Annotated in this window: 20 protein-coding genes; 11 read left to right on the forward strand and 9 right to left on the reverse strand. The window is 71.1% G+C overall.

Annotation, left to right across the window (positions count from 1 at the left end):
* The first annotated feature begins 70 nt into the window (after window positions 1-70).
* The 5 genes from EBH09_RS19735 to EBH09_RS19755 all read left to right on the forward strand — a co-directional run bounded on the left by EBH09_RS19735 (window position 71) and on the right by EBH09_RS19755 (window position 3841).
* Window positions 71-232, forward strand: a complete 162-nt coding sequence (locus EBH09_RS19735) for a DUF4177 domain-containing protein (RefSeq protein ID WP_003975360.1) — start codon at window positions 71-73, stop codon at window positions 230-232.
* Window positions 229-696, forward strand: coding sequence for a RidA family protein (locus EBH09_RS19740; protein WP_121748296.1), 468 nt, complete (start codon window positions 229-231; stop codon window positions 694-696). The genes EBH09_RS19735 and EBH09_RS19740 overlap by 4 nt, the downstream gene beginning before the upstream one ends.
* A gap of 264 nt (window positions 697-960) precedes the next feature.
* Window positions 961-1956, forward strand: coding sequence for an alpha/beta hydrolase (locus EBH09_RS19745; RefSeq protein ID WP_121748297.1), 996 nt, complete (start codon window positions 961-963; stop codon window positions 1954-1956).
* Between the two features lie 59 nt (window positions 1957-2015).
* Window positions 2016-2987, forward strand: coding sequence for an NUDIX domain-containing protein (locus tag EBH09_RS19750; protein ID WP_121748298.1), 972 nt, complete (start codon window positions 2016-2018; stop codon window positions 2985-2987).
* Entirely contained in the window at window positions 2984-3841 is an 858-nt protein-coding gene (locus EBH09_RS19755) for an MBL fold metallo-hydrolase (RefSeq protein WP_121748299.1), read from the forward strand. The genes EBH09_RS19750 and EBH09_RS19755 overlap by 4 nt, the downstream gene beginning before the upstream one ends.
* A 50-nt stretch (window positions 3842-3891) precedes the next feature.
* On the opposite strand, the gene EBH09_RS19760 is transcribed toward EBH09_RS19755, so the two are convergent.
* Entirely contained in the window at window positions 3892-4566 is a 675-nt protein-coding gene (locus EBH09_RS19760; protein WP_003975365.1) for a Crp/Fnr family transcriptional regulator, read from the reverse strand.
* Between the two features lie 348 nt (window positions 4567-4914).
* On the opposite strand from EBH09_RS19760, the gene nth reads away from it, so the two are divergent.
* The 3 genes from nth to EBH09_RS19780 are packed head-to-tail and all read left to right on the forward strand — an operon-like array spanning window position 4915 to window position 7851.
* A complete protein-coding gene (gene nth, locus EBH09_RS19770) occupies window positions 4915-5844 on the forward strand; it encodes an endonuclease III (RefSeq protein WP_193776411.1) in 930 nt (309 codons plus the stop codon).
* A 52-nt stretch (window positions 5845-5896) separates the two neighbouring features.
* A complete protein-coding gene (locus EBH09_RS19775; RefSeq protein ID WP_121748300.1) occupies window positions 5897-6604 on the forward strand; it encodes a CoA pyrophosphatase in 708 nt (235 codons plus the stop codon).
* Window positions 6605-6651: 47 nt separating this feature from the next.
* Window positions 6652-7851 carry a MarP family serine protease gene (locus EBH09_RS19780; RefSeq protein ID WP_121748301.1) on the forward strand — a complete coding sequence of 400 codons (1200 nt, stop codon included), beginning with the start codon at window positions 6652-6654 and terminating at the stop codon, window positions 7849-7851.
* A 43-nt stretch (window positions 7852-7894) separates the two neighbouring features.
* Here EBH09_RS19780 and EBH09_RS39080 read toward each other — a convergent pair whose 3' ends face one another.
* From EBH09_RS39080 to EBH09_RS19810, 6 genes are all read right to left on the reverse strand, one after another.
* The gene (locus EBH09_RS39080; RefSeq protein WP_121748302.1) at window positions 7895-8086 is read right to left on the reverse strand and encodes a hypothetical protein; all 192 of its coding nucleotides are present in this window, start codon (window positions 8084-8086) and stop codon (window positions 7895-7897) included.
* A 127-nt stretch (window positions 8087-8213) separates the two neighbouring features.
* Window positions 8214-9227: an alpha/beta hydrolase gene (locus EBH09_RS19790; RefSeq protein WP_121748303.1), complete on the reverse strand. Its 1014-nt coding sequence runs from the start codon at window positions 9225-9227 to the stop codon at window positions 8214-8216.
* Window positions 9224-9712, reverse strand: coding sequence for a phage holin family protein (locus EBH09_RS19795; RefSeq protein ID WP_121748440.1), 489 nt, complete (start codon window positions 9710-9712; stop codon window positions 9224-9226). The genes EBH09_RS19790 and EBH09_RS19795 overlap by 4 nt, the downstream gene beginning before the upstream one ends.
* Window positions 9713-9825: 113 nt before the next feature.
* Window positions 9826-11250, reverse strand: coding sequence for a Na+/H+ antiporter NhaA (gene nhaA, locus EBH09_RS19800; protein ID WP_121748304.1), 1425 nt, complete (start codon window positions 11248-11250; stop codon window positions 9826-9828).
* 238 nt (window positions 11251-11488) lie between these two features.
* Window positions 11489-13450, reverse strand: coding sequence for an acetate--CoA ligase (acs, locus tag EBH09_RS19805; RefSeq protein ID WP_121748305.1), 1962 nt, complete (start codon window positions 13448-13450; stop codon window positions 11489-11491).
* A 265-nt stretch (window positions 13451-13715) separates the two neighbouring features.
* The gene (locus EBH09_RS19810; RefSeq protein ID WP_121748306.1) at window positions 13716-16256 is read right to left on the reverse strand and encodes a SulP family inorganic anion transporter; all 2541 of its coding nucleotides are present in this window, start codon (window positions 16254-16256) and stop codon (window positions 13716-13718) included.
* A 349-nt stretch (window positions 16257-16605) separates the two neighbouring features.
* On the opposite strand from EBH09_RS19810, the gene EBH09_RS19815 reads away from it, so the two are divergent.
* Window positions 16606-17889 carry a hypothetical protein gene (locus EBH09_RS19815; protein WP_121748307.1) on the forward strand — a complete coding sequence of 428 codons (1284 nt, stop codon included), beginning with the start codon at window positions 16606-16608 and terminating at the stop codon, window positions 17887-17889.
* Window positions 17890-17918: 29 nt separating this feature from the next.
* Here EBH09_RS19815 and EBH09_RS19820 read toward each other — a convergent pair whose 3' ends face one another.
* Entirely contained in the window at window positions 17919-18899 is a 981-nt protein-coding gene (locus tag EBH09_RS19820; RefSeq protein WP_193776412.1) for an ATP-binding protein, read from the reverse strand.
* 111 nt (window positions 18900-19010) lie between these two features.
* Here EBH09_RS19820 and EBH09_RS19825 point away from each other — a divergent pair, with 111 nt between their 5' ends.
* Window positions 19011-19835 (forward strand): oxidoreductase, encoded by an 825-nt coding sequence (locus EBH09_RS19825; protein ID WP_121748309.1) that lies wholly within the window; start codon window positions 19011-19013, stop codon window positions 19833-19835.
* A 418-nt stretch (window positions 19836-20253) separates the two neighbouring features.
* Here the strand turns inward: EBH09_RS19825 and EBH09_RS19830 are convergent, their stop codons facing one another.
* Complete coding sequence (locus EBH09_RS19830; RefSeq protein ID WP_193776413.1) at window positions 20254-21111, reverse strand: HAD-IB family hydrolase; 858 nt, start codon at window positions 21109-21111, stop codon at window positions 20254-20256.
* Window positions 21112-21781: 670 nt separating this feature from the next.
* On the opposite strand from EBH09_RS19830, the gene ssd reads away from it, so the two are divergent.
* On the forward strand, window positions 21782-22906 hold the full coding sequence (ssd, locus tag EBH09_RS19835) for a septum site-determining protein Ssd (RefSeq protein ID WP_121748311.1): 1125 nt from the start codon (window positions 21782-21784) through the stop codon (window positions 22904-22906).
* Window positions 22907-23237 lie beyond the last annotated feature (331 nt).

Below are 23237 nucleotides of genomic sequence, written 5' to 3' on the forward strand. Positions count from 1 at the left end.
ACAACGTGTGGAGAACGCCTCCCCGGACGGCCGTCCGAGGGGGCCCGGGGCAACGGCTAGAGTCGGCCACATGACCAAGTGGGAATACGCAACCGTGCCGCTGCTCGTCCACGCCACGAAGCAGATTCTGGACACCTGGGGCGAGGACGGCTGGGAGCTCGTCCAGGTCGTGCCCGGGCCCAACAACCCCGAGCAGCTCGTGGCCTACCTGAAGCGGGAGAAGCAGGCATGAGCGCCGTCGAGGCGAAGCTGGCCGAGCTCGGCCTGACGCTGCCCGAGGTCGTCCCGCCGCTGGCCGCGTACCAGCCGGCCGTGCAGTCCGGCCCGTACGTCTACACCTCGGGCCAGCTGCCCATGGTGGAGGGCAAGCTTCCGGTCACCGGCAAGGTCGGTGCCGAGGTCACGCCGGAGGAGGCCAAGGAGCTGGCGCGCACCTGCGCGCTGAACGCCCTGGCCGCCGTGAAGTCCGTCGCCGGTGACCTCGACCGCATCGCGCGCGTGGTGAAGGTCGTGGGCTTCGTCGCGTCCGCGTCCGACTTCACCGGCCAGCCGGCCGTGGTCAACGGCGCCAGCGAACTCCTCGGTGAGGTGCTGGGCGACAAGGGCGTCCACGCACGCAGCGCGGTCGGCGTGGCGGTACTGCCGCTGGACGCGCCGGTGGAGGTCGAGGTCCAGGTGGAGCTCGTCCAGGCGTAGGCAGGCATAGGCAGGCGCGGCGCAGGGTGGGCGTTGCCGGCCCGGCAACAAACCTCGCCCTCGCCGCCTCCGCCCCGGCAGGATCGCATCCGGTGCCGCGTACGGGGCGGGAGCCGGTCGTGGTGCCGGCCCCGGTCCGTCCGGGTGCCGGACCGACCGTGTGCCCCTGGAGGAGCCGTGCCGCATCAGCCCGTGCCGCATCACCAGCCCGTGACCGATCACCAGCCCGTAGCCGATCACCAGCCCGTGAGCCAAGGTCAGCCCGTGACCGTTCAGCCGCCCGTGCACCGGCTGGTGCCCTCACCGGCCGGCCGGATCCATCTGGTGGAGCAGGGCAGCGGCCCGCTGGTCCTGCTCGTCCACGGCTTCCCCGAGTCCTGGTACTCCTGGCGCCGCCAGCTCCCCGCGCTGGCCGCCGCGGGCTTCCGCGCCGCCGCGATCGACGTGCGCGGCTACGGACGCTCCTCCAGGCCCGACGCGGTGGCGGCGTACCGGACGCTCGACCTGGTGGCGGACAACGTCGCCGTGGTGGAGGCGCTGGGCGAGCGGTCCGCCGTGATCGTCGGCCACGACTGGGGCGCGACGATCGCCGCGCACTCCGCGCTGCTGCGACCCGACGTGTTCCGCGCGGTCGGCCTGCTGAGCGTGCCGTACACCCCGCCGGGCGGACCGAAGCCCAGCGAGGTCTTCGCCGGCATGAGCGATCCGGCCGGCCCCTTCGCCGGGCAGGAGTTCTACGTCTCCTACTTCCAGGAGCCGGGCCGGGCCGAGGCGGAGATCGAGCCCGACGTACGCGGCTGGCTGGCCGGCTTCTACGCCGCCCTGTCCGCCGACACCATGCCCGCCCCGGAGGCGCCCGACCCGCACTTCGTCGCCCCAGGCGGCAGGCTGTGCGACCGGTTCCCGTCCGGCGGACGGCTGCCGTCCTGGCTGACCGAGGAGGAGCTGGACGTCTACGCCGGGGAGTTCGAGCGCACCGGTCTGACCGGCGCCCTCAACCGATACCGGAACATGGACCGCGACTGGGCCGACCTCGCCGGCCACCGCGGCGCCCCGGTCACCCAGCCGTCCCTGTTCCTCGGCGGCGGCCGGGACGCCTCCACCACCTGGCTGTCGGACGCGATCGAGGCGTATCCCACGACCCTGCCGGGCCTGACCGCCTCGCACCTCCTCGACGGCTGCGGCCACTGGCTCCAGCAGGAGCGCCCGGAGGAGACGAACCGGCTGCTCACGGAGTGGCTGACCGCCCTGCCCTCCTGACGCCCGGCCGGCCCCGGGAGCCACTCGAACATCCGCCCGTCACCGGATAGCCTCCGGCCATGGCGAACGGTCAGGCGAATGATCAGGCGAGCGGTCGGGCGGGCGGTCGGACGAACGGCCAGTGGTACCCGCCGGAGTGGCCGGACCGCATCCGCGCACTGGCGGCCGGCACCCTCACCCCCGTCACCCCGAAGCGCGCGGCCACCGTCATGCTCCTGAAGGACGCCGGTGCCGGGCCCGCCGTGCACATGCTGCGGCGCCGGACCTCCATGGCGTTCGCCGGGGGCGCGTACGCCTATCCGGGGGGCGGGGTCGACCCGCGCGACGACGACCGCGACATCGGCTGGGCGGGCCCCACGCGCGCGTGGTGGGCGGACCGGCTCGGTGTCGACGAGACGGGCGCCCAGGCGATCGTCTGCGCGGCCGTACGGGAGACGTACGAGGAGGCGGGCGTCCTGCTCGCCGGCCCGACCGGCGACTCCGTGGTCGGCGACACGAGGGGCGCGGACTGGGAGGCGGACCGGGCCGCCCTGGTCGACCGTGAACTGTCCTTCGCGGAGTTCCTGGACCGCAGGGGCCTCGTCCTGCGCTCCGACCTGCTGGGCGCCTGGGCCCGCTGGATCACCCCGGAGTTCGAGTCCCGGCGCTACGACACGTGGTTCTTCGTGGCCGGCCTCCCCGAGGGGCAGCGCACCCGTAACGCCTCCACGGAGGCCGACCGCGCGGTGTGGGTCACCCCGGCCGAGGCGGCGGCCGGGTACGACAAGGGCGAGCTGCTGATGATGCCGCCGACCATCGCGACCCTGCGCGGTCTCGCGGCGTGCGGTACGGCGGCGGAGGCGCTGGCGTCGGCTCCGGGCCGCGACATGACGCCCGTGCTGGCCCGGGCGCGGCTCGTCGGCGGTGAGATCGTGCTCTCCTGGCCGGGGCACGACGAGTTCACCAAGCACGTCCCGAGCACGGACACGGCCGCGCCTTCCGCTCCGGCGCCCGCGACACCTTCCGACCCGACCGGGGGAGCCCCCGCATGACGGACGCAGCAGCACTGCCCGGACAGCCGCGCGGCGGCGTCCTGTCGGGCCCGGCCACCGCGCGCGCGGTGAACGTCCTGGCACCCAACGCCTCCGCGATGACGCTGGACGGCACGAACACCTGGATCCTCGCCGAACCCGACTCCGACCTGGCCGTCGTCGTCGACCCGGGCCCTCTGGACGACGTCCACCTGCGGCGCGTCGTCGACACGGCCGAGCGGGCGGGCAAGCGCGTCGCGCTGACACTCCTGACTCACGGTCACCCGGACCACGCGGAGGGCGCCGCGCGTTTCGCAGAGCTGACGCGGACGAACGTGAGGGCGCTGGACCCGGCGCTGCGGCTGGGAGGCGAGGGGCTGGCCGCCGGTGACGTGATCGAGGTCGGCGGTCTGGAGCTGAGGGTCGTACCGACCCCGGGGCACACGGCCGACTCCCTGTGCTTCCATCTCCCGGCCGACCGGGCGGTCCTGACGGGTGACACGGTCCTGGGCCGCGGTACGACGGTGGTGGCCCACCCCGACGGCCGTCTCGGCGACTACCTGGACTCACTGCGCAGGCTCAGGTCGCTCACGGCCGACGACGGGGTGCAGACGGTGCTTCCGGGCCACGGCCCCGTCCTGGATGACGCACAGGGCGCCGTGGAGTACTACCTCGCCCACCGCGCCCATCGCCTCGCCCAGGTCGAGACGGCCGTGGAGGACGGCTACCGGACGCCGGGCGAGGTCGTCGCCCACGTGTACGCGGACGTCGACCGCTCACTGTGGCCGGCGGCGGAACTGTCGGTGCGGGCGCAACTGGAGTACCTGGGCGAGCACGGGCTCATCCAGCTGCCCGACTGCCCGACTTACGACTGACGTCTGCCCGACCGAGGCCTGCCCGACCGAGGTCGCCCGGTCGTGCAGCGTCAGCGGGAGCGCTTGGCCAGCCGCTCCACGTCCAGCAGGATCACCGCGCGGGCCTCCAGGCGGAGCCAGCCGCGCTGGGCGAAGTCCGCGAGCGCCTTGTTGACCGTCTCGCGGGACGCGCCGACCAGCTGGGCCAGCTCCTCCTGCGTCAGGTCGTGAACGACGTGGATGCCCTCCTCGGACTGCACGCCGAAGCGGCGGGACAGGTCCAGCAGGGCGCGGGCGACACGGCCGGGGACGTCCGAGAAGACGAGGTCGGACATGGCGTCGTTGGTCTTGCGCAGGCGGCGCGCGACGGCGCGCAGCAGTGCGGTGGCCACCTCGGGGCGGACGTTCAGCCAGGGCTGGAGGTCGCCGTGCCCGAGGGCGAGCAGCTTGACCTCGGTCAGCGCGGTGCCGGTCGCCGTGCGCGGGCCCGGGTCGAACAGCGACAGCTCGCCGATCAGCTCGCTGGGGCCGACGACGGCCAGCATGTTCTCGCGTCCGTCGGGGGACGTGCGGTGAAGCTTGACCTTGCCCTCGGTGACCACATAGAGGCGGTCTCCGGGGTCCCCCTCGTGGAACAGCGTGTCTCCACGGGCGAGGGTCACCTCACTCATGGAGGCGCGGAGCTCCGCGGATTGCTCGTCGTCGAGCGCCGCGAAGAGCGGGTTGCGCCGCAGAACGTCGTCCACGAGTTCTCTCCTTGTCGACCGGCTCAGAGGATCATGTTCCCCCGGTGTACCAGGGGTCCGTGGTGCCCATTTTGCCGGACAGTCCAAACAGTGTGATCTGTCACAAGGATGCCGCACTGGTGTCCTGGGGTACGCGGCAGGGGTCCAATTGGGCGCCGATCTTCGGGGTCCGGGGCGGATGTCGGTGCCGGGCCGTACGCTGGCCGGGTGTCCAAATCGCCGGTGAGAGCACAGGCCGAGGGGGCTGCGCGGGTGGGTGTACGTCGCGATTCCGCTGTGGGCGAACAGGGCCCCGATGGCGGTAGGAAAACGGCGAAAGCGACAAAGAAGGCGGCACCTGCCAAGAGGGTGACTGCGCAGGAGGGTGCCGTGAACAAGAAGACCGAGAAGAGCGTCAAGAAGCAGGCGCCCGCCAAGAAGCCCGCCGTCGCCCCGAAGAAGGCCGCGGCCGCCGTCAAGGGCGTCGCCCCGGCGAAGACCGTCGCCCCGAGCGCCCCGCGCGGCGAGTCGCGCACCGCGCTGGTGCGCCGCGCCCGCCGTATCAACCGCGAACTCGCGGAGGTCTTCCCGTACGCGCACCCGGAGCTGGACTTCGAGAACCCGTTCCAGCTGGTCGTGGCCACGGTGCTGTCCGCCCAGACCACCGACCTGCGCGTCAACCAGACGACGCCCGGCCTCTTCGCCAAGTACCCCACTCCGGAGGACCTGGCCGCCGCCGACCCCGAGGAGGTCGAGGAGATCCTTCGCCCGACCGGCTTCTTCCGGGCAAAGACCAAGTCGGTCATAGGGCTGTCCAAGGCCCTGGCGGAGGACTTCGGCGGCGAGGTCCCCGGGCGTCTCGAAGACCTCGTGAAGCTGCCCGGCGTCGGCCGCAAGACCGCCTTCGTGGTGCTCGGCAACGCGTTCGGCCGCCCCGGCATCACCGTGGACACGCACTTCCAGCGCCTGGTGCGCCGGTGGCAGTGGACCGCCGAGACCGACCCGGACAAGATCGAGGCCGCTATCGGCGCGCTCTTCCCCAAGAGCGACTGGACGGACCTCTCCCACCACGTGATCTGGCACGGCCGCCGGATCTGCCACGCCCGCAAGCCCGCCTGCGGCGCCTGCCCCATCGCCCCGCTCTGCCCGGCGTACGGCGAGGGCGAGACGGACCCGGAGAAGGCGAAGAAGTTGCTGAAGTACGAGAAGGGCGGCTTCCCCGGTCAGCGTCTGAACCCCCCGCAGGCCTACCTGGACGCGGGCGGGAAACCGGCACCGCCACTGGGGGCGGCCGGGTGACGGAACGATCTCGGTGGCCTCGGGCGTTGGAATCGGCAGAACGGGGGTGGCTATGACGCGGGCGAGCGACACACAGGGGCACATCCGGGGCGGGGCCCTCAGCAAGGAGGGCCTGCCGGGCTGGCTGGACCCGGTGGTGCGGGCCGTCGAGACGGTGCGCCCCGACCAGCTGAGCCGCTTTCTGCCGCCGGAGGACGGAGCCGGGCGCCAGTCCGCCGTCCTGATCCTCTTCGGCGAGGGCGCGGCCGGTGTCGGCCCCGAGCTGCTGCTCATGGAGCGGGCCGGCTCCCTGCGCTCGCACGCCGGCCAGCCGGCCTTCCCGGGCGGCGCCCTCGACCCGGACGACGGCGATCCGCACGGCGACGGGCCGTTGCGGGCCGCCCTGCGCGAGGCCGAGGAGGAGACCGGGCTCGACCCGGCCGGCGTGCAGCTCTTCGGCGTCCTGCCCAAGCTCTACATCCCGGTCAGCGGCTTCGTCGTCTCGCCGGTCCTGGCCTGGTGGCGCGAGCCCTCCCCGGTGGGGGTCGTCGATCCGAACGAGACGGCGCGCGTCTTCACCGTCCCCGTGGCGGATCTCACGGACCCCGCCAACAGGGTCACCACCATTCATCCGAGTGGTCACCGAGGCCCGGCATTCCTGGTCGAATCGGCGCTCGTGTGGGGCTTCACCGCCGGCATCATCGACCGGTTGCTGCACTTCGCGGGCTGGGAGCGGCCCTGGGACAGGGAGAAGCAGGTCCCGCTGGACTGGCGGTCATGACAGGGTGACCGGTGTGAGCGTAGGACGACAAGGCGGGGCTTGAATCAGTGAACGTGCTGGACATCCTGTTGCTGCTGGCCGCCGTCTGGTTCGCGATCGTCGGATACCGCCAGGGCTTCGTCGTCGGCATCCTGTCGGTGACCGGCTTCCTCGGCGGCGGTCTCGTCGCCGTCTACCTGCTGCCGGTGCTCTGGGACGCCCTGACGGACAACGCTGAGGTGAGTACGACCGCCGCCGTCGTCGCGGTCGTCGTCGTCATCGTCTGCGCCTCCGTCGGCCAGGCCCTGACCACCCACCTCGGCAACAAGCTGCGCCGGTACATCACCTGGTCCCCGGCCCGCGCCCTGGACGCCACCGGCGGCGCCCTGGTCAACGTCGTGGCGATGCTCCTGGTCGCCTGGCTGATCGGCTCCGCCCTCGCGGGCACCACGCTGCCGACGCTCGGCAAGGAGGTCCGCAGCTCCACCGTGCTGCAGGGCGTCTCCAGGGCGCTGCCCGCACGGGCCGACACCTGGTTCGCGGACTTCTCCTCCGTCCTCGCGCAGAACGGCTTCCCGCAGGTCTTCAGCCCGTTCTCCAACGAGCAGATCCCCGAAGTCCAGCCGCCCGACCCGGCGCTGGCGAACAGCCCGGTCGCCACCCGAGCCAAGCGCTCCATCGTCAAGGTCATGGGCACCGCCCCCGACTGCGGCAAGGTCCTGGAAGGCACCGGCTTCGTCTTCGCCGACCGCCGCGTCATGACCAACGCCCATGTCGTGGGCGGCGTCGACGAGCCCACGGTGCAGATAGGCGGCGAGGGCAGGAAGTACGACGCGACGGTCGTCCTCTACGACTGGCGGCGCGACATCGCCGTACTGGACGTGCCGGAACTGAACGCGCCCGCGCTGCGATTCACCGACGAGGACGCCGCCCGCGACGACGGCGCGATCGTCGCGGGCTTCCCGGAGAACGGGGCGTACGACGTCCGGGCCGCGCGCGTGCGCGGGCGCATCACGGCCAACGGTCCGGACATCTACCACCGCGACACCGTCCGCCGCGACGTCTACTCGCTGTTCGCGACCGTCCGTCAGGGCAACTCCGGCGGACCGCTGCTGACGCCCGAGGGCGAGGTCTACGGCGTGGTCTTCGCCAAGTCCCTGGACGACGCCGAGACCGGCTACGCGCTCACCGTGGACGAGATCCGCGAGGACATCGCCGAGGGCCGCGCCGCGAACCAGCAGGTGGACAGCGACAGCTGCGCCCTCTAGGAACGGGAACCCGGTGACGCGAGTCGCGCGGGCGCCGGCCCGGTCAGCTCACGCCGCGTGGATGGCGCAGGCGCACGGAGACCCAGCGGGCCCGGCGGCGCAGGATGCGCGGAATGCCCACCCGTAGGTCCGCACCCGCCAATTGCGGGGTGCCTCCTCGTCGGTGGGTGCTGCTCACGCCGCTCGTGGAGCGGCCGTCGCGTGCTACGTCACTGTAGTCGTGCGTCCAGCCCATACCCGGACGTGTGCCCCCACCCCAAGGTCGATAACCGTTCTCAGGGCCCTCAATTGGCCTATGCGTCGGGCAAGTGGCCGCTCGTAGGACAAGCGTTCCGGTTCGGATACCGGGAGCGTTCGTTCGGTCACCGATCGGGTTCGGGATCCTTCAGCCAATTGATCAGTTCGGCGGAGAACGCGACCGGGTCCTCTTCGTGCGGGAAGTGCCCGAGACCGTCGAACAGCCGCCAGCGGTAGGGCGCTTCGACGTACTGCCCGGACCCGGCCGCGCTCCGCGTCCGCATCACGGGGTCCAGCGAACCGTGCAGATGCAGGGTCGGCACGCGCACCGGCCGCTTCATACGGCGGTAGAACTGGATGCCGTCCGGACGCGCCAGGGAGCGCACCATCCAGCGGTACGGCTCGACGGAGCAGTGGGCCGTGGAGGGGATGCACATGGCCCGGCGGTAGATCTCCACCGCCTCGTCGTCCAGCGGGCGCGGCCCCGACCAGTCGTGGATCAGCCGGCCGACCAGCGCGCCGTCGTCCGCGGTCAGTTGGCGCTCCGGGATCCAGGGGCGCTGGAAGCCCCAGATGTAGGACCCCGCCCGGGTCTGACGGACGTCCCCGAGCATCGCCGAGCGCCAGCGCCGGGGATGCGGCATGGACGAGACCGCGAGCCGCCGTACGAGCTTGGGCCGCATCGCCGCGGCCGTCCAGGCCAGGTAGCCGCCCAGGTCGTGGCCGACCAGCGCGGCGTCCGGCTCGCCGAGCGAGCGGACCACGCCGGTGATGTCGAGGGCGAGGCCGGCGGGGTCGTAGCCGCGTGGGGTGCGGTCGCTGCCGCCGACGCCGCGCAGGTCCATGGCGACGGCGCGGAAACCGGCGTCCGCGAGGGCCACCAGCTGGTGCCGCCAGGTCCACCAGAACTGGGGGAAGCCGTGCAGCAGGAGCACCAGCGGCCCGTCGCCCAGCTCGGCGATGTGGAAGCGGGCGCCGTTGGCGGCGACGTCCCGGTGGGTCACCTCGTGCCCGCCCGGGATGTCGTGCCGTACGACCGAGGTGGGTTGTTGCGTCGGTGGGGATTGCCCCGAGGGGGAGTGTCCCGAAGGGGGTTGTCCCGAGGGGGACTGACCCGAAGGGATGGAGGAGCCCGTCATGAGGACGAGCGTGCCACAGCCTCGATGGCTTCGGGGGACCGGTCCGCGGGCAGTTCCGGCCGCGGGTGCGGCTTGGCGTTCTGCAGCACACCCGCCGACTGCTTGACGGACGCGGCGACCTTCTGCGGGCCGCGGCCCTTCTTGGCCTTCTTCGCGAAGACGATGCCGATCAGCGCGAGGAGAGCGGCGAGGAGGACGTTCGCCGCGAAGGACAGCAGGAAGCAGACCGCCAGGTTCCAGTCGCTCCAGGTCCGGATGGCGTAGGCCAGCGCGAAGCTCAGCATCGGCAGCGAGAACAGGAGAACGGCACCGGCCAGCGAGAACGCGCCGCCGCTCGTCGCCCCGCGCTTGACGTCCTGCCTCAGCTGCGCCTTGGCCAACGCGATCTCGTCGTGCACGAGCGCCGACAAGTCGGTGGTCGCCGAGGCGAACAGCTGACCGATGCTGCGTTCGGTGCCGACCGGGCTGCCGTCGGGTGCGCTCATCGCGGTCTCCCTCTTCTGCTGGCTCATCTGCGTACGGTTCCGTGGCTGTCGCGTGCTGCCCGCCTGCTGCGGCCCGACCGCGTACGGTCCGTCTTCTGTACCGTCCCGTCAGATCATGCCGGACGGTCGCCCTCATCGCCTGCCCCGCCCGGCACTTCGGCAAGCCGCGCCGATTCCATCTCCTCGGCGATCCGGCGGTGCTCGGCGGCCTTCTTCTCGTAGACCGCGGCCACTCGCAGGTGGTACGCGGGGTCGTCCTCCTCGTAGATGTCCGGGACGCCGCTGAGGTCGTCGTCGCGCTCCTCGTCCGCGATCATCTTGCGGTACTTGGCGTTCCGTATCTTCAGCAGGACGGTGGCCATGAGCGCCGCGATGAGGGAGCCGGCCAGAACGGCGGCCTTGACCTGGCCGGTCATCGCCGCGTCGCCCTCGAAGGCCAGCTCGCCGATGAGCAGTGAGACGGTGAAGCCGATGCCGGCCAGGGTGGCCACCGAGAACACGTCGGCCCATTCCAGGTCGTCGCTGAGCGAGGCCCGGGTGAAGCGTGCCGTCAGCCAGGTGCCGCCGAAGATGCCCAGTGTCTTGCCGACCACGAGCCCCAGCACGACACCGAGGGTCTCCGGCTTGGTGAACACGTCGGCGAGCGCATCACCCGAGAGTGCGACACCCGCACTGAACAGCGCGAACAGCGGCACGGCCAGGCCCGCCGACAGGGGTCGCACGAGGTGCTCGATGTGCTCGCCCGGGGAGTGCCGCTCACCTTCGCGGGTGTGGCAGCGCAGCATCAGGCCCATCGCGACGCCGGCGATGGTGGCGTGGACGCCGCTGTTGTACATCAGCCCCCAGATCACCAGGCCGAGCGGGACGTACACGTACCAGCCGCGAACGCCCTTGCGGAGCAGCAGCCAGAAGACGCCGAGACCGACGACCGCGCCGCCGAGCGCGGCGAAGTTGAGCGACTCGGTGAAGAAGACGGCGATGATCAGGATCGCGAACAGGTCGTCGACGACGGCGAGCGTCAGCAGGAAGGCGCGCAGGGCGCTCGGCAGGGAGGTGCCGATGACGGCGAGTACGGCGAGCGCGAACGCGATGTCGGTGGCGGTGGGCACGGCCCAGCCGGCCAGGGAGCCGCCGCCCGCGGAGCTGGTGATCGTGTAGACGACCGCGGGTACGGCCATGCCGCACAGCGCCGCCACCACGGGGAGCGCGGCGGCCTTCGGGTCCTTCAGGTCACCGGCGACCAGTTCGCGCTTGAGCTCGATGCCGGCGACGAAGAAGAAGACGGCGAGCAGTCCGTCGGCGGCCCAGTGGGCGACCGACAGGTTCAGGCCGAGGGTCTCGGGACCGAAGTGGAAGTGGCTGACGCTCTCATAGCTGTCGCTCAACGCCGGTATGTTCGCCCACGCCAGCGCGGCGACGGCGGCGATGAGGAGCAGGACGCCGCCGACCGTCTCGGTGCGCAGCGCGTCCGCGACGTAGTTCCGCTCCGGGAGGGACAGGCGTCCGAAGGCTTTGCGGGGGGTGCGGGGCGCGGTCACAGGGGGAACCTCCGGTTGGTGGGCAGCACGAATCGCTTGCCGACCAGACTTCCCGGCACACCATGAGGATCTTCGAGGGGGTTTCTTCGAGGATCTTGTTGAGTCTCTTACGCGTTCCTTAGCCTACCTAAACTGCGGCGACGGTGCCGGGTGATCTCCGTGACGGTGCGTAATGGGGCACTCCGCATGAAAAGGGCACCCGGCGTGGTTCTCGCCGGGTGCCCTCGGAGCAGGCGGTTCAGTCCTCGCTGGACGCCGCAGGGAGCTTCGTCTGGATGAGATCCATGACGGTGGAGTCGGTCAGGGTGGTGACATCCCCGAGCTGCCGGTTCTCCGCCACGTCGCGCAGCAGGCGCCGCATGATCTTGCCGGATCGGGTCTTCGGCAGCTCGGCCACCGGCAGGATCCGCTTGGGCTTGGCGATCGGGCCGAGGGTGGCGCCGACGTGGTTGCGCAACTCGCCGACCAGCGTCTCCGTCTCCGCGGCCGTGCCGCGCAGGATCACGAAGGCCACGATGGCCTGCCCGGTCGTCTCGTCCGCCGCGCCGACCACGGCCGCCTCGGCGACCGACGGGTGGGAGACGAGGGCCGACTCGACCTCGGTGGTGGAGATGTTGTGCCCGGAGACGAGCATCACGTCGTCCACACGGCCCAGCAGCCAGATGTCGCCGTCGTCGTCCTTCTTGGCGCCGTCGCCCGCGAAGTACTTGCCCTCGAAGCGCGACCAGTACGTGTCGATGAACCGCTGGTCGTCGCCCCAGATGGTGCGCAGCATCGACGGCCACGGCTCGGTGAGGACCAGGTAGCCGCCACCGCCGTTCGGCACCTCGTTGGCCTCGTCGTCGACGACGGTGGCGGAGATACCGGGCAGTGCGCGCTGGGCGGAGCCCGGCTTGGCCTCCGTGACTCCGGGCAGCGGTGTGATCATCATCGCGCCGGTCTCGGTCTGCCACCAGGTGTCGACGACCGGGGTGGCGTCCGCGCCGATGTTCTTGCGGTACCAGATCCACGCCTCGGGGTTGATCGGTTCGCCGACCGAGCCGAGGACGCGCAGGGACGACAGGTCGAACTTCGCGGGGATGTCGTCGCCCCACTTCATGAACGTCCGGATCGCGGTGGGTGCGGTGTAGAGGATGGAGACCTTGTACTTCTGCACGATCTCCCAGAAACGGCCCTGGTGCGGGGTGTCCGGGGTGCCCTCGTACATGACCTGCGTCGCGCCGTTGGCGAGCGGGCCGTAGACGATGTACGAGTGCCCGGTGACCCAGCCGACGTCGGCGGTGCACCAGAAGACGTCGGTCTCCGGCTTGAGGTCGAAGACCGCCCAGTGCGTGTACGCCGTCTGCGTGAGGTAGCCGCCGGAGGTGTGCAGGATGCCCTTGGGCTTACCCGTCGTGCCGGACGTGTACAGGATGAACAGCGGGTGCTCCGCCTCGAACGCCTCCGGCGTGTGCTCGGCGGACTGCCGGTCGACGGTCTCGTGCCACCACTTGTCGCGGGAGTCGTCCCAGGCGACCTCCTGGCCGGTGCGGCGGACGACGAGCACGTGCTCGACGATGCCCGCGCGCTCGACGGCCTCGTCGACGGCCGGCTTGAGCGCGGACGGCTTGCCGCGCCGGTAGCCGCCGTCGGCGGTGATGACGACGCGGGCGTCGGCGTCCTGGATACGGGTGGCGAGGGCGTCCGAGGAGAAGCCGCCGAAGACCACCGAGTGGGCGGCGCCGATCCGGGCGCAGGCCAGCATCGCGATCGCCGTCTCCGGGATCATCGGCATGTAGACGGCGACCCGGTCGCCCTTCTGCACGCCCAGCTCCAGCAGGGCGTTGGCCGCCTTGGAGACCTCGTCCTTGAGCTGGGCGTAGGTGATGGCGCGGCTGTCGCCGGACTCGCCCTCGAAGTGGATGGCGACCCGGTCGCCGTTCCCGGCCTCCACGTGCCGGTCCACGCAGTTGTAGGCGACGTTGAGCTTGCCGTCCTTGAACCACTTGGCGAACGGCGGGTTCGACCAGTCCAGGGTCTCGGTCGGCTCCTCGGCCCAGCTCAGCCGGCGGGCCTGCTCGGCCCAGAAGCCGAGCCGGTCGGCCTTGGCCTGTTCGTACGCCTCCGCCGTGACGTTGGCGTTCGCGGCCAGGTCGGCGGGGGGCGCGAACCTGCGCTCTTCCTTGAGCAGGTTGGAGAGGGAGGAAGAAGTCTCGCTCATCGTCCCATCTCCTCCCTGAGCAGGTTGGCCAAGGATTCGTTGCTCACGACATCTCCCATTCTCAGGGTTGTCCGTTGTGTCCCAGGCCACAGCTCATCAGACCCGGAGGGCCGGTGACAAGGGTCGACGGGCAATTGGTTTAGACCTGTCTGGCGATCGCCTGACTTCGTGGCCAGTGGTCATCCGTACCCACGGACGCCGACGGCGCGGGGTTCAGGGTCTGTAACACCGCTCACACTCCCCGCGCCTCGGCCCGCCGTGTGGCTCAGGCGGTCAGGTCGGTCTCCAGCACCAGCTCGAACACCCCGTCGCCGGCGTCCTCGGAGAGCAGGTACGCCTGGGCCTCGCCCACGTGGAAGTACATGCCGTGCAGCTCCAGGTCGCCCGCGCCCAGTGCCCGGGACACCGCGTCGTGGGCGCGCAGGTGCTCCAACTGCTGGACCACGTTGGCCAGGCAGAGCTGCTCGGTCGCGTCGGCGGACCGGCGTCCGGCCAGACGGGGCCGGGACGTCTCGTCCTCCGTCATGCGTTCCAGGCTGGGCAGCGCGTGCCGCAGCCACCGCTTGAGCGGGGTCTGCACGCCCCCGGGCTCGGCGCTGAGCAGCGCCTGCATGGCCCCGCAACCGGAGTGCCCGCACACCGTGATGGACCGCACCTTCAGGATGTCCACCGCGTACTCGATCGCGGCGGCCACCGAGTCGTCGCCGCTCTTGTCGCCGGGCAGCGGCACGAGATTGCCGACGTTGCGCACGACGAAGAGGTCACCGGGGCCGCTGGAGGTGATCATCGACGTGACCACCCGCGAGTCGGCGCAGGTCAGGAACAGCTGAGAGGGCTGCTGCCCCTCCCGAGCCAGCCGGGCCAGCTCGCCGCGCACCAGCGGGGCGGTGTTGCGCTGGAACGCGCTGATGCCGCGGGCCAGTTCCCGTCCGCTGGGCCCGTTGGGGCTGTTCGGCCTGTTGGGCGCGTCGAGCCTGCCGGTCGTGCCATTCCTGCCGGTCTTGCCGCTTGTGCCGGGCGCGACGGGCCGTCCGGCTGATCCGTCGGGTCCGTCGGGTCCGTCGGGTCCGTTGGTTCCGTCGATTCCCTTGGGCCCGCTCGGACCGGTAGCTGCGTCGGCGTTCTCGTCGGCGGCGTCCTGCCGGTCCGTGCCGTGCGGGGGTGCCGGCCGCGGGGGTGCCGGCCGCGGAGGTTCGCACTGGTGATTGCGCCAGGGCGTCCAGGGGCGGCAGCGGCATCCGTCCAGGTCGGCCGGTTCGGAGATACGGGTGCCGGGCCGGCGGCCGGTGATGTCGACGGAGCCGCCCTGCGCGTTGTGCGTCCGCTGCCAGTCCTGCAGTGTCTCGTACGCCGCGTGGTCCATGAACGAGCCGTCCAACTCCACGACGGCATCCGCGCCTTGCGGAACGTGGTGCAGGACCCGGCTAAGCCTCGGCACCGCGAGGAATGTCAACTGGCCTCGGACATGTACGTGATGGACTCCTTCCGTCTCGTCGTGCGTGATCCGGGTGCGGGTCAGGCGGTGCAGGGCGACGCCGACGGCCACGGCGATGCCCAGCGCGACGCCCTCGAGGACGCCGAAGAACACCACGCCGCAGGTGGTGACCGCGTAGACCAGAACCTCACGGTGGCGGGTCACCGTGCGGATGTGGTTCAACGACACCATCTTGAGGCCGACGGCCATGACCAGGGAGGCCAGCGCGGCGAGCGGGATGAACTCCAGGGCCGGGACCAGCAGCAGTGTGGCGATCACTACGAGAACACCGTGCAGCATCGTGGAGTTCCGGCTGACGGCGCCCGCGGCCACATTCGCGGAACTGCGCACGGCCACACCGGCGATGGGCAGTCCGCCGAGCGATCCGGAGACGATGTTGGCGGCGCCCTGTCCGAGCAGCTCCCGGTCGAGGTCGGAGCGCTTGACGCGGCCGGTCAGGCCGGGCCGGGCGGCGGCCAGCTTGTCCACGGCGACCGCGCCCAACAGGGACTGCACACTGCACACCAGCGTGGTCGTGAGGACGGCCGCGACGAGTCCGAGCACCGGGCCCTCGGGCAGCGTGGCCAAGGCGTGGCTGCTCCAGGACGGCAGGTCGACCTTGGGCAGGCGGAGCCCGGCGAGGGCCGCTACCACGGTGGCGCCGGCGACGGCGATCAGGGCGGCGGGGAGCTTGCCCAGAAGCCGCCCGGCCCGGCCCGGGACGCGCGGCCAGAGCAGCAGCAGGGTCAGGGTCAGCACGCTCACCGCGAGGTCGGCCGGTCTGGGGCTCGCCAGCTGGGCCGGCAGGGCGCGCAGGTTGTCGGGCACGGAACTCTGCGGGGTGCCGCCGAGGACGATGTGCAGCTGGGCGACGGCGATGGTGACACCGATGCCGGCGAGCATGCCGTGCACGATGGCGGGGCTGACCGCGAGCGCGGAACGCGCCACGCGCAGACAGCCGAGGCCCAGCTGGGCGAGGCCGGCGAGCACGGTGATGGCACAGGTCGTACGCCATCCGTAGCGCACGATGAGGTCGGCGGTGACCACGGTGAGTCCGGCGGCGGGGCCGCTGACCTGGAGCGGGCAACCGCCGAGCCAGCCGGCGACGATCCCGCCCACGGCGGCGGCGACGAGGCCGGCCTGGAGGGGGGCGCCGGTGGCGAGGGCGATGCCCAGGGAGAGGGGCAGGGCGATCAGGAAGACGGCGATCGAGGCCGACACGTCGGCGCCCGCGACACGGAAGCGCCGGGGGCCGCCGGGTGGCGGGCTGTGCGGTGGATGGACGTGTTCGGTGCGGGCCGAATCGGCACGGGCGGGGACGCAGGCAGACATGTTTTCCCGTCTCCTCCGGGGCTGCGCGGTCGCGGTCATGGTCGGTCCCCCGCTGGACGGGGGCGGTTCGCGGCCGTGGGTCACGGCGTACAGCGGCGGGATGCCCGAGCGCTCGGTTGTTGCGCTCTGTAAACAGATCGTAATTCAGAGTAAAGAAGAGGCATAGACTTTCCCCGCAAACGGCCTAATAGACCGCTCAAGCAGGTGAACCGTTCTTTTTATCGGCTTGTCGTACTAATTCCTTCTCGCATTCGTGCCACCTTGACGGCGCTGACGGCACGTCCCGGCTCAGCACCCGACATCGCCCTCGTCGGCGTTGGCCCGAGAGAAGGAAGAAGGTGGGCGGAACATGGCCGCCACCCAGAGGATCGCCGCGCGCACCGCGATCGCCGCCGCGGTCTGCGCCGCGTCGCTCGCCGGTTGCGCGATCGGCAGCAGTAACGGTTCCGGTGATGGGACGCACGATCCGCAGAAGGAGAAGGGAAAGGCGGCACCGGCACCCAAGAACGCGGTCCGGCTCATCGGTGACGGTTCCACCGCGTACACCGGAGCCCAGCCGCACCTGCCCCGTCCCGAACGCCTCAAGCCGGGCCAGAAGCCCCCGCAGTTCGTGGTGTTCTCCTGGGACGGCGCGGGCGAGGACAGCCAGCAGCTGTTCTCCCACTTCCGCGAAGTGGCCAAGGAGAACAACGCGACGATGACGTACTTCTTGAGCGGCGTGTACATGCTGCCGAAGGAGAAGCGGGACCTGTACCGGCCGCCGCAGCACTCCCCGGGCCGCTCCGACATCGGCTTCAACGACGAGCAGGGCATCGCCGACACCGTCAAGCAGCTGCGGCTGGCGTGGCTGGAGGGCAACGAGATCGGTACCCACTTCAACGGCCACTTCTGCGGTGCCGGTGGCGGGGTCGGCGAGTGGTCCGTCGAGGAGTGGAAGGACGAGATCAACCAGGCCAAGCAGTTCGTGAAGACCTGGAAGACCAACACCGGCGCGAAGAACGCGGCACCCCTGCCCTTCGACTACGACAAGGAGCTGATCGGCGCCCGCACCCCGTGTCTGGAGGGCCAGAAGAACTTCGTGCGGGCCGCCGCCGAGATGGGCTTCCGCTACGACAGCAGCGGCGTGAACAACCAGGTCTGGCCGAAGAAGAAGCAGGAGTTGTGGGACCTGTCGATGCAGCTCGTGCCGTTCCCCGGGCACACCTTCGAGCAGCTCACCATGGACTACAACTTCATGGTCAACCAGTCGGGCACCACCACCCAGGGCGACCCGGCCAAGCACGAGTTCTGGGGCGACCAGATGCGCGACGGCCTGCTCCAGGGCTTCCAGCGGGCCTACGACGGCAACCGCGCGCCTCTGATCATCGGCAACCACTTCGAGTCCTGGAACGGCGGCACCTACATGCGCGCCGTCGAGGAGGTCATCGAGGGGGTGTGCACCAAGGACGAGGTGCGCTGCGTCTCCTTCCGGCAACTCGTGGACTGGCTGGACGCCCAGGACCCGAAGGTTCTGAAGAAGCTGCGCACCCTGGATGTCGGTGAGGCCCCGAAGAAGGGCTGGGCGTCCTTCCTCTCGGCCGCCCCCGCACCGGCGCCGAAGGGTGTGCCCGGGGCGCCGGCCGCCAAGCAGTAGCCGAGGCGGCCGGAACGGTCAGGGAGTCGTCACGCCGAGGCGACGACTCCCTCGCCCAGAACGAACCCGGGGTCGACCTGCGCCACCAGGTCGGCCCCGGTGCGCTCGTTGCCCCAGCTGCGGGCGTTCTTCACGTGGAAGTGGACCATCTGGCGCGTGTAGCGCTCCCGGTCCCGCAGCTCGTACGTCGCGTCGGCGGCCGTGTGCAGGGCGCTGAGCGCACGGCGGTTGGCGTCCTCCAGGAGCTCGAACAGAGGTGGCCGGCCCTTCTCCATGGCGCGCACCCAGTCCGAGTGCCCGACGGTCACCAGCAGGTCGTCCCCCACCTGTTCACGGAGGAAGTCGAGGTCGTCCGGCCCCTGCACCTTGTTGCCGACGACCTGCAGGGCGACGCCGAAGTCGCGGGCGTACTCCTTGTACTGGCGGTAGACGGAGACCCCCTTCCGGGTCGGCTCGGCGACGAGGAACGTGATGTCGAAGCGGGTGAACATGCCGGAGGCGAACGAGTCCGAGCCGGCGGTCATGTCGACCACGACGTACTCGTCACGGCCGTCGACCAGGTGGTTCAGGCACAGCTCCACCGCTCCTGTCTTGGAGTGGTAGCAGGCGACACCCAGGTCGGCGTCCGTGAAAGGCCCTGTGACCATCAAACGGACGGCCCCGCCGTCCAGTTCCACCGGCCGGGCGCAGGTGTCGTAGACCGGGTTGTCCTCGCGTACCCGCAGCAGGCGCGAGCCCTCGCCGGGCGGGGTGGTTTTGATCATCTGCTCGGCGGAGGCGATACGCGGGTTGGTGCCGCGCAGGTGCTCCTTGATCAGCGGGAGGTGCTCGCCCATCGCGGGCAGCCCGGCCGCCTCCGCCTCGTCGAGCCCCAGCGCGGCCCCCAGGTGCTGGTTGATGTCGGCGTCGATGGCGACGACGGGTGCCCCGGTGGCGGCGAGATGGCGGACGAACAGGGAGGACAGGGTGGTCTTGCCGCTGCCGCCCTTCCCGACGAAAGCAATTTTCATGTTCACCAAGCGTAGTTGGGTGATAGCCGTAGGTGGCGCGGGAGTCCGGAGGCACGTGAAGAAGACCACTCGTTCGTGGGGTGTGGCGCCGGGATGCGTAGGGTCGTACTCATGAGTACGACAGGCGCGACCGCCGATCCGCTCGCGGCCCTGGGCGCACTGCCCGGCGTGGCCGAATCCGTGGAGTCCGTACGCAAGGCCGTGGACCGGGTCTACGGCCACCGGATCATGCGGCGCCGCAGCAACGAGATCACCTCCGAGGCGGCCCTGCGCGCCGCCCGGGGCTCGGCGGCGCTGTCCGGGGCGGACTGGGCCCTGGAGGAGGTGCGCAGGCGGACCGACTTCAGTGGCGACGACGAGGCGCGCGCGGTGGGTGCGGCCCTGCGGCTGACCGCCGAGGCGGGGCAGCTGCTGTCCATCTGGCGGCAGTCCCCGCTGCGGGTCCTGGCCCGGCTGCACCTGGTGGCGGCCGCGGACAAGGCCGACCAGGTGGGCCGGCCCCGCCAGGAGGGCGAGCCGGTGGACGAGCCGCTCGTGGAGCTGCCGCTGCCCGGCGCCGAGGAGGCGCACGGCCGTCTGGACGGCCTGGCCGCGCTGGTCATGGCGGGCGGGACCGCGCCTGCTCTGGTGACGGCGGCCGTAGTGCACGGCGAGCTCCTGGCCTTGCGTCCCTTCACGACGCGCAACGGTCTGGTCGCGCGCGCGGCCGAGCGCATCGTTCTGATCAACAGCGGTCTGGACCCGAAGTCGGTCTGTCCGGCCGAGGTCGGCCATGCCGAGCTGGGCCGCGCGGCCTATCTGGCGGCGCTCGACGGCTACGTCTCCGGGACCCCGGAGGGCATGGCCGCCTGGATCGCCCACTGCGGCAGGGCGGTCGAACTGGGCGCGCGCGAGTCGACGGCGGTGTGCGAGGCGCTCCAGCGCGGGGCGGCGTAGGAGGGGCGGCAAGAGAAGCGCACGAGCGTCACACGAGAGGCGTATGAGAGGCGCTCCGGACACAGAAATGCGGCGGTACGAGTGCTCGTACCGCCGCTGGCATGGCCACCGGGTTACCAGGCGTCCTCGATGTGTTGCCCATCAGGTCGGGAACTTTGCCCGTCACCTGGTGCGGCTGGCCCGTAATCGACGGGTCGACGTCGCGTGGGTGCCCGGTGTTCATGCTCGGTCCGTGGGGCCATATGCGTTCTTAAGGCGATCCTTTCGGATGTCCTCGGTCTCGCGGGCCGTTGATTCCTTTGTACTCCTGCCCCGGAGCAAGCGGAAGTGCCGGGCGCACTTCTTTACTTTTGCGCTCATACACGGGTGAAAGGGCGCATCCGGGTTCGGCGGTTCAGGCCCTCCATGGACCGGCTGTTCAGGCCGCTGCGGACCGCCGTCGGCTCGCGTACCAGACGAGGCCCGCGGTGGCCGCCGCGGCGCCTATCGCGGCAGCGGCGACGAGCGCCGGGCGCGGCGGTACGGAGAAACCCCGGATCCGCTGCTTGAGGCGCACCGGACGGTGGAAATCGAGAATCGGCCACTCGCGCGCGAGTGCCTCGCGGCGCAGGGCACGGTCCGGGTTCACCGCGTGGGGATGTCCGACGGACTCCAGCATCGGCAGGTCGGTCGCCGAGTCGCTGTAGGCGTAGCAGCGGGTCAGGTCGTACCCCTCGGACTTGGCCAGCTCCTGGATCGCCTCCGCCTTGGTGGGGCCGTACGCGTAGTACTCCACCTCTCCCGTGAAGCAGCCGTCGTCGCCCACGATCATGCGGGTCGCCACCACCCGGTCCGCGCCGAGCAGCTCACCGATCGGCTCGACGACCTCGGCGCCCGACGTGGAGACGATCACGACGTCGCGGCCGGCGGTGTGGTGCTCCTCGATCAGGGAGGCGGCCTCGTCGTAGATGATCGGGTCGATCAGGTCGTGCAGGGTCTCGGCGACGAGTTCCTTGACCAGTTGGACGTTCCAGCCGCGGCACAGCGCGGAGAGGTACTCGCGCATCCGCTCCATCTGGTCGTGGTCGGCTCCGCCCGCCAGGAAGACGAACTGGGCATATGCGGTACGCAAGACTGCCCTGCGGTTGATCAGCCCGCCTTGGTAGAACGACTTGCTGAACGTGAGCGTGCTCGACTTCGCAATGACCGTCTTGTCCAGGTCAAAGAAGGCGGCTGTGCGGGGCATGGAGTGCGCCGAGGAGTGGGGCAAGGAGTGGTTTTCCACGACCCCGAGCATAGGCGCAGCCCATTCGGCGTAAGGTGGGGCGCGTGGGTTTGCCTGAGATGGCTCTCGGGTACACCATGGAAGTCACGGATCGTTCGCGACCGTGCTAACCCGGTCCGACTCCTCCCCCCCCGAGTCGGCCGTGGAGACGACCCCCGCTCTCCCCCCCGGCGGGGGTCGTCGCATGTCCGGATGGGTTTTTCCGCTCCCCCCGCCCCCGCTTTCGGGTCGTGACGGCGCCGATCCCGGATGACGTGTCATGTGCATGATGCACTACGCAGGGTAGTCGTTGGACTGCTCTGCGGGAGTCGTACACGGGGTAGAGCGGCGTGCGCCCCGACTCACCGGTTTGAGTGACGCGATATTCACAATCGTTGAGTTGTCCACAGTTTTTGACCAAGATCCACACGATTTTCCGGATCGCTGCACCGTGATTCCCATGCGTCCGGGCCGCGCCGTCTTCCACGGCCGGTTCCGTTTGCCGGATGCGTATGGCCGAGTTCGACCGATGTTCAAGCCGACTCGCAAGTCGGTGGCCAAGTCGGGCGTTCACGTAGGCCGTTCATGTGGAGAACGTTTGCCGGTTCTTCACACGGTTGGGAAACGCGGGGCCGCGAGGGCTGCGCGAGGTCACAGAAGTCGGGCGCGACCGCGGGAGTCGCGGCGAAGGGGGACGCAAGCCATGACCGGAACCATCACCCATGATCCGCCGCCCGCCGCCGGAGGGCGGCAGAGCGGACCACTGATCGTCACCGAGGACACCGCACTCCTCGACGACCTGCTGCGCCTGTGCGCGGCGGCCGGCGCCACGCCGGAGGTACACCACTCGGTGCCCTCGGCGCCCGCTGCCTCCGGACCGCGGGGCGGCTGGGAATCCGCGCCGCTCGTGCTCGTCGGCGACGACGCCGCGCGACGTGTACACGGCGCCGTGCGGAGACGAGGAGTGGTCCTCGTAGGCCGTGATCAGGACGATTCAGGGGTCTGGCAGCGGGCCGTCGAGATCGGCGCCGACCACGTCCTGATGCTGCCCGACGGCGAACAGTGGCTGATCGACCGCATCGCCGACGTCACCGAGGGCGTCGGCCGGCCCGCACTCACCGTCGGCGTCATCGGCGGCCGAGGCGGCGCCGGAGCGTCCACGCTGGCCTGCGCACTCGCCGTCAGCGCCGCACGAGAGGGGCTGCGCAGCCTCCTGGTGGACGCCGACCCGCTGGGCGGTGGCCTCGACGTGCTCCTCGGCGGGGAGACGGCCGAGGGGCTCAGGTGGCCCGCGTTCGCGGCTTCGCGGGGGCGGGTCGGCGGCGGCGCCCTGGAGGAGTCGCTGCCCGAGCTGCATTCGCTGCGAGTGCTCAGCTGGGACCGGGGTGACTGCGTCACGGTGCCGCCCCAGGCCGTACGGGCGGTGCTGGCGGCGGCCAGGCGCCGGGGCGGCACGGTCGTCGTCGACCTGCCGCGCCGGATCGACGACGGCGTCGCCGAGGTCCTCGCCCAGCTCGACGTCGGACTCCTCGTCGTCCCGGCCGAACTGCGGGCCGTCGCGGCAGCCGGCCGGGTGGCCGCCGCGGTCGGCATGGTCCTGCGCGACCTCCGGGTCGCGGTACGCGGGCCGTACGCCTCCGGACTGGACGACCGCGAGGTGGCCCGGCTGCTCGGACTGCCCCTGGCCGGCGAGGTGCCCGTCGAGTCCGGCCTCCTGCGCGCCACCGAGGCCAGGCGCCCCCCGGGCGCGTCCGCACGCGGGCCGCTCGCGCGCTTCTGCGGGGAGTTCTGGGAGCGGGCGCTGGCGGAGACGGGAGGGGACGCATGAGGGCGCTGACGGGTCCGGAGAGGGCGACTGGTGGTGAGTGGGCCGGCGCGGTGAGTGGTGAGAGGCGGGTCGAGGCGGGTGCGGGGGTGCCTGGCGGGTCTCCGGGCGCGGGAGTGACGGGGGTCGCGAGGGCCGCGGGGTTCGTGGGGTCGGCAGGGCTCGTGGGGTCGGCAGGGATGGCTTTCGGGGGGCCTTCGGGGATGACCCTCCGGGGGGCTGCTGAGCCGGCCTCTCGGGGGTCGGCGGGGGCGTGCCCCGGGCAGGTACCGGGCTCGGTCGCCGGGCGGTCGCCGGGCGAGGCCCCCGGGATGCCCGAGGGGCGGCCCGCGGG

This window comes from Streptomyces sp. E2N166 (assembly GCF_003671715.1).
Taxonomy (GTDB): Bacteria; Actinomycetota; Actinomycetes; order Streptomycetales; family Streptomycetaceae; genus Streptomyces; species Streptomyces thinghirensis.

Coding starts and splice junctions, on each gene's coding strand:
- EBH09_RS19735 (WP_003975360.1), top strand. CDS start 71: ATGACCAAGTGGGAATACGCAACCGTGCCGCTGCTCGTCCACGCCACG.
- EBH09_RS19740 (WP_121748296.1), top strand. CDS start 229: ATGAGCGCCGTCGAGGCGAAGCTGGCCGAGCTCGGCCTGACGCTGCCC.
- EBH09_RS19750 (WP_121748298.1), top strand. CDS start 2,016: ATGGCGAACGGTCAGGCGAATGATCAGGCGAGCGGTCGGGCGGGCGGT.
- EBH09_RS19755 (WP_121748299.1), top strand. CDS start 2,984: ATGACGGACGCAGCAGCACTGCCCGGACAGCCGCGCGGCGGCGTCCTG.
- EBH09_RS19775 (WP_121748300.1), top strand. CDS start 5,897: ATGACGCGGGCGAGCGACACACAGGGGCACATCCGGGGCGGGGCCCTC.
- EBH09_RS39080 (WP_121748302.1), bottom strand. CDS start 8,086: ATGGGCTGGACGCACGACTACAGTGACGTAGCACGCGACGGCCGCTCC.
- EBH09_RS19790 (WP_121748303.1), bottom strand. CDS start 9,227: ATGACGGGCTCCTCCATCCCTTCGGGTCAGTCCCCCTCGGGACAACCC.
- EBH09_RS19795 (WP_121748440.1), bottom strand. CDS start 9,712: ATGAGCGCACCCGACGGCAGCCCGGTCGGCACCGAACGCAGCATCGGT.
- acs (WP_121748305.1), bottom strand. CDS start 13,450: ATGAGCGAGACTTCTTCCTCCCTCTCCAACCTGCTCAAGGAAGAGCGC.
- EBH09_RS19810 (WP_121748306.1), bottom strand. CDS start 16,256: ATGTCTGCCTGCGTCCCCGCCCGTGCCGATTCGGCCCGCACCGAACAC.
- EBH09_RS19815 (WP_121748307.1), top strand. CDS start 16,606: ATGGCCGCCACCCAGAGGATCGCCGCGCGCACCGCGATCGCCGCCGCG.
- EBH09_RS19820 (WP_193776412.1), bottom strand. CDS start 18,899: ATGAAAATTGCTTTCGTCGGGAAGGGCGGCAGCGGCAAGACCACCCTG.
- EBH09_RS19825 (WP_121748309.1), top strand. CDS start 19,011: ATGAGTACGACAGGCGCGACCGCCGATCCGCTCGCGGCCCTGGGCGCA.
- EBH09_RS19830 (WP_193776413.1), bottom strand. CDS start 21,111: ATGCTCGGGGTCGTGGAAAACCACTCCTTGCCCCACTCCTCGGCGCAC.
- ssd (WP_121748311.1), top strand. CDS start 21,782: ATGACCGGAACCATCACCCATGATCCGCCGCCCGCCGCCGGAGGGCGG.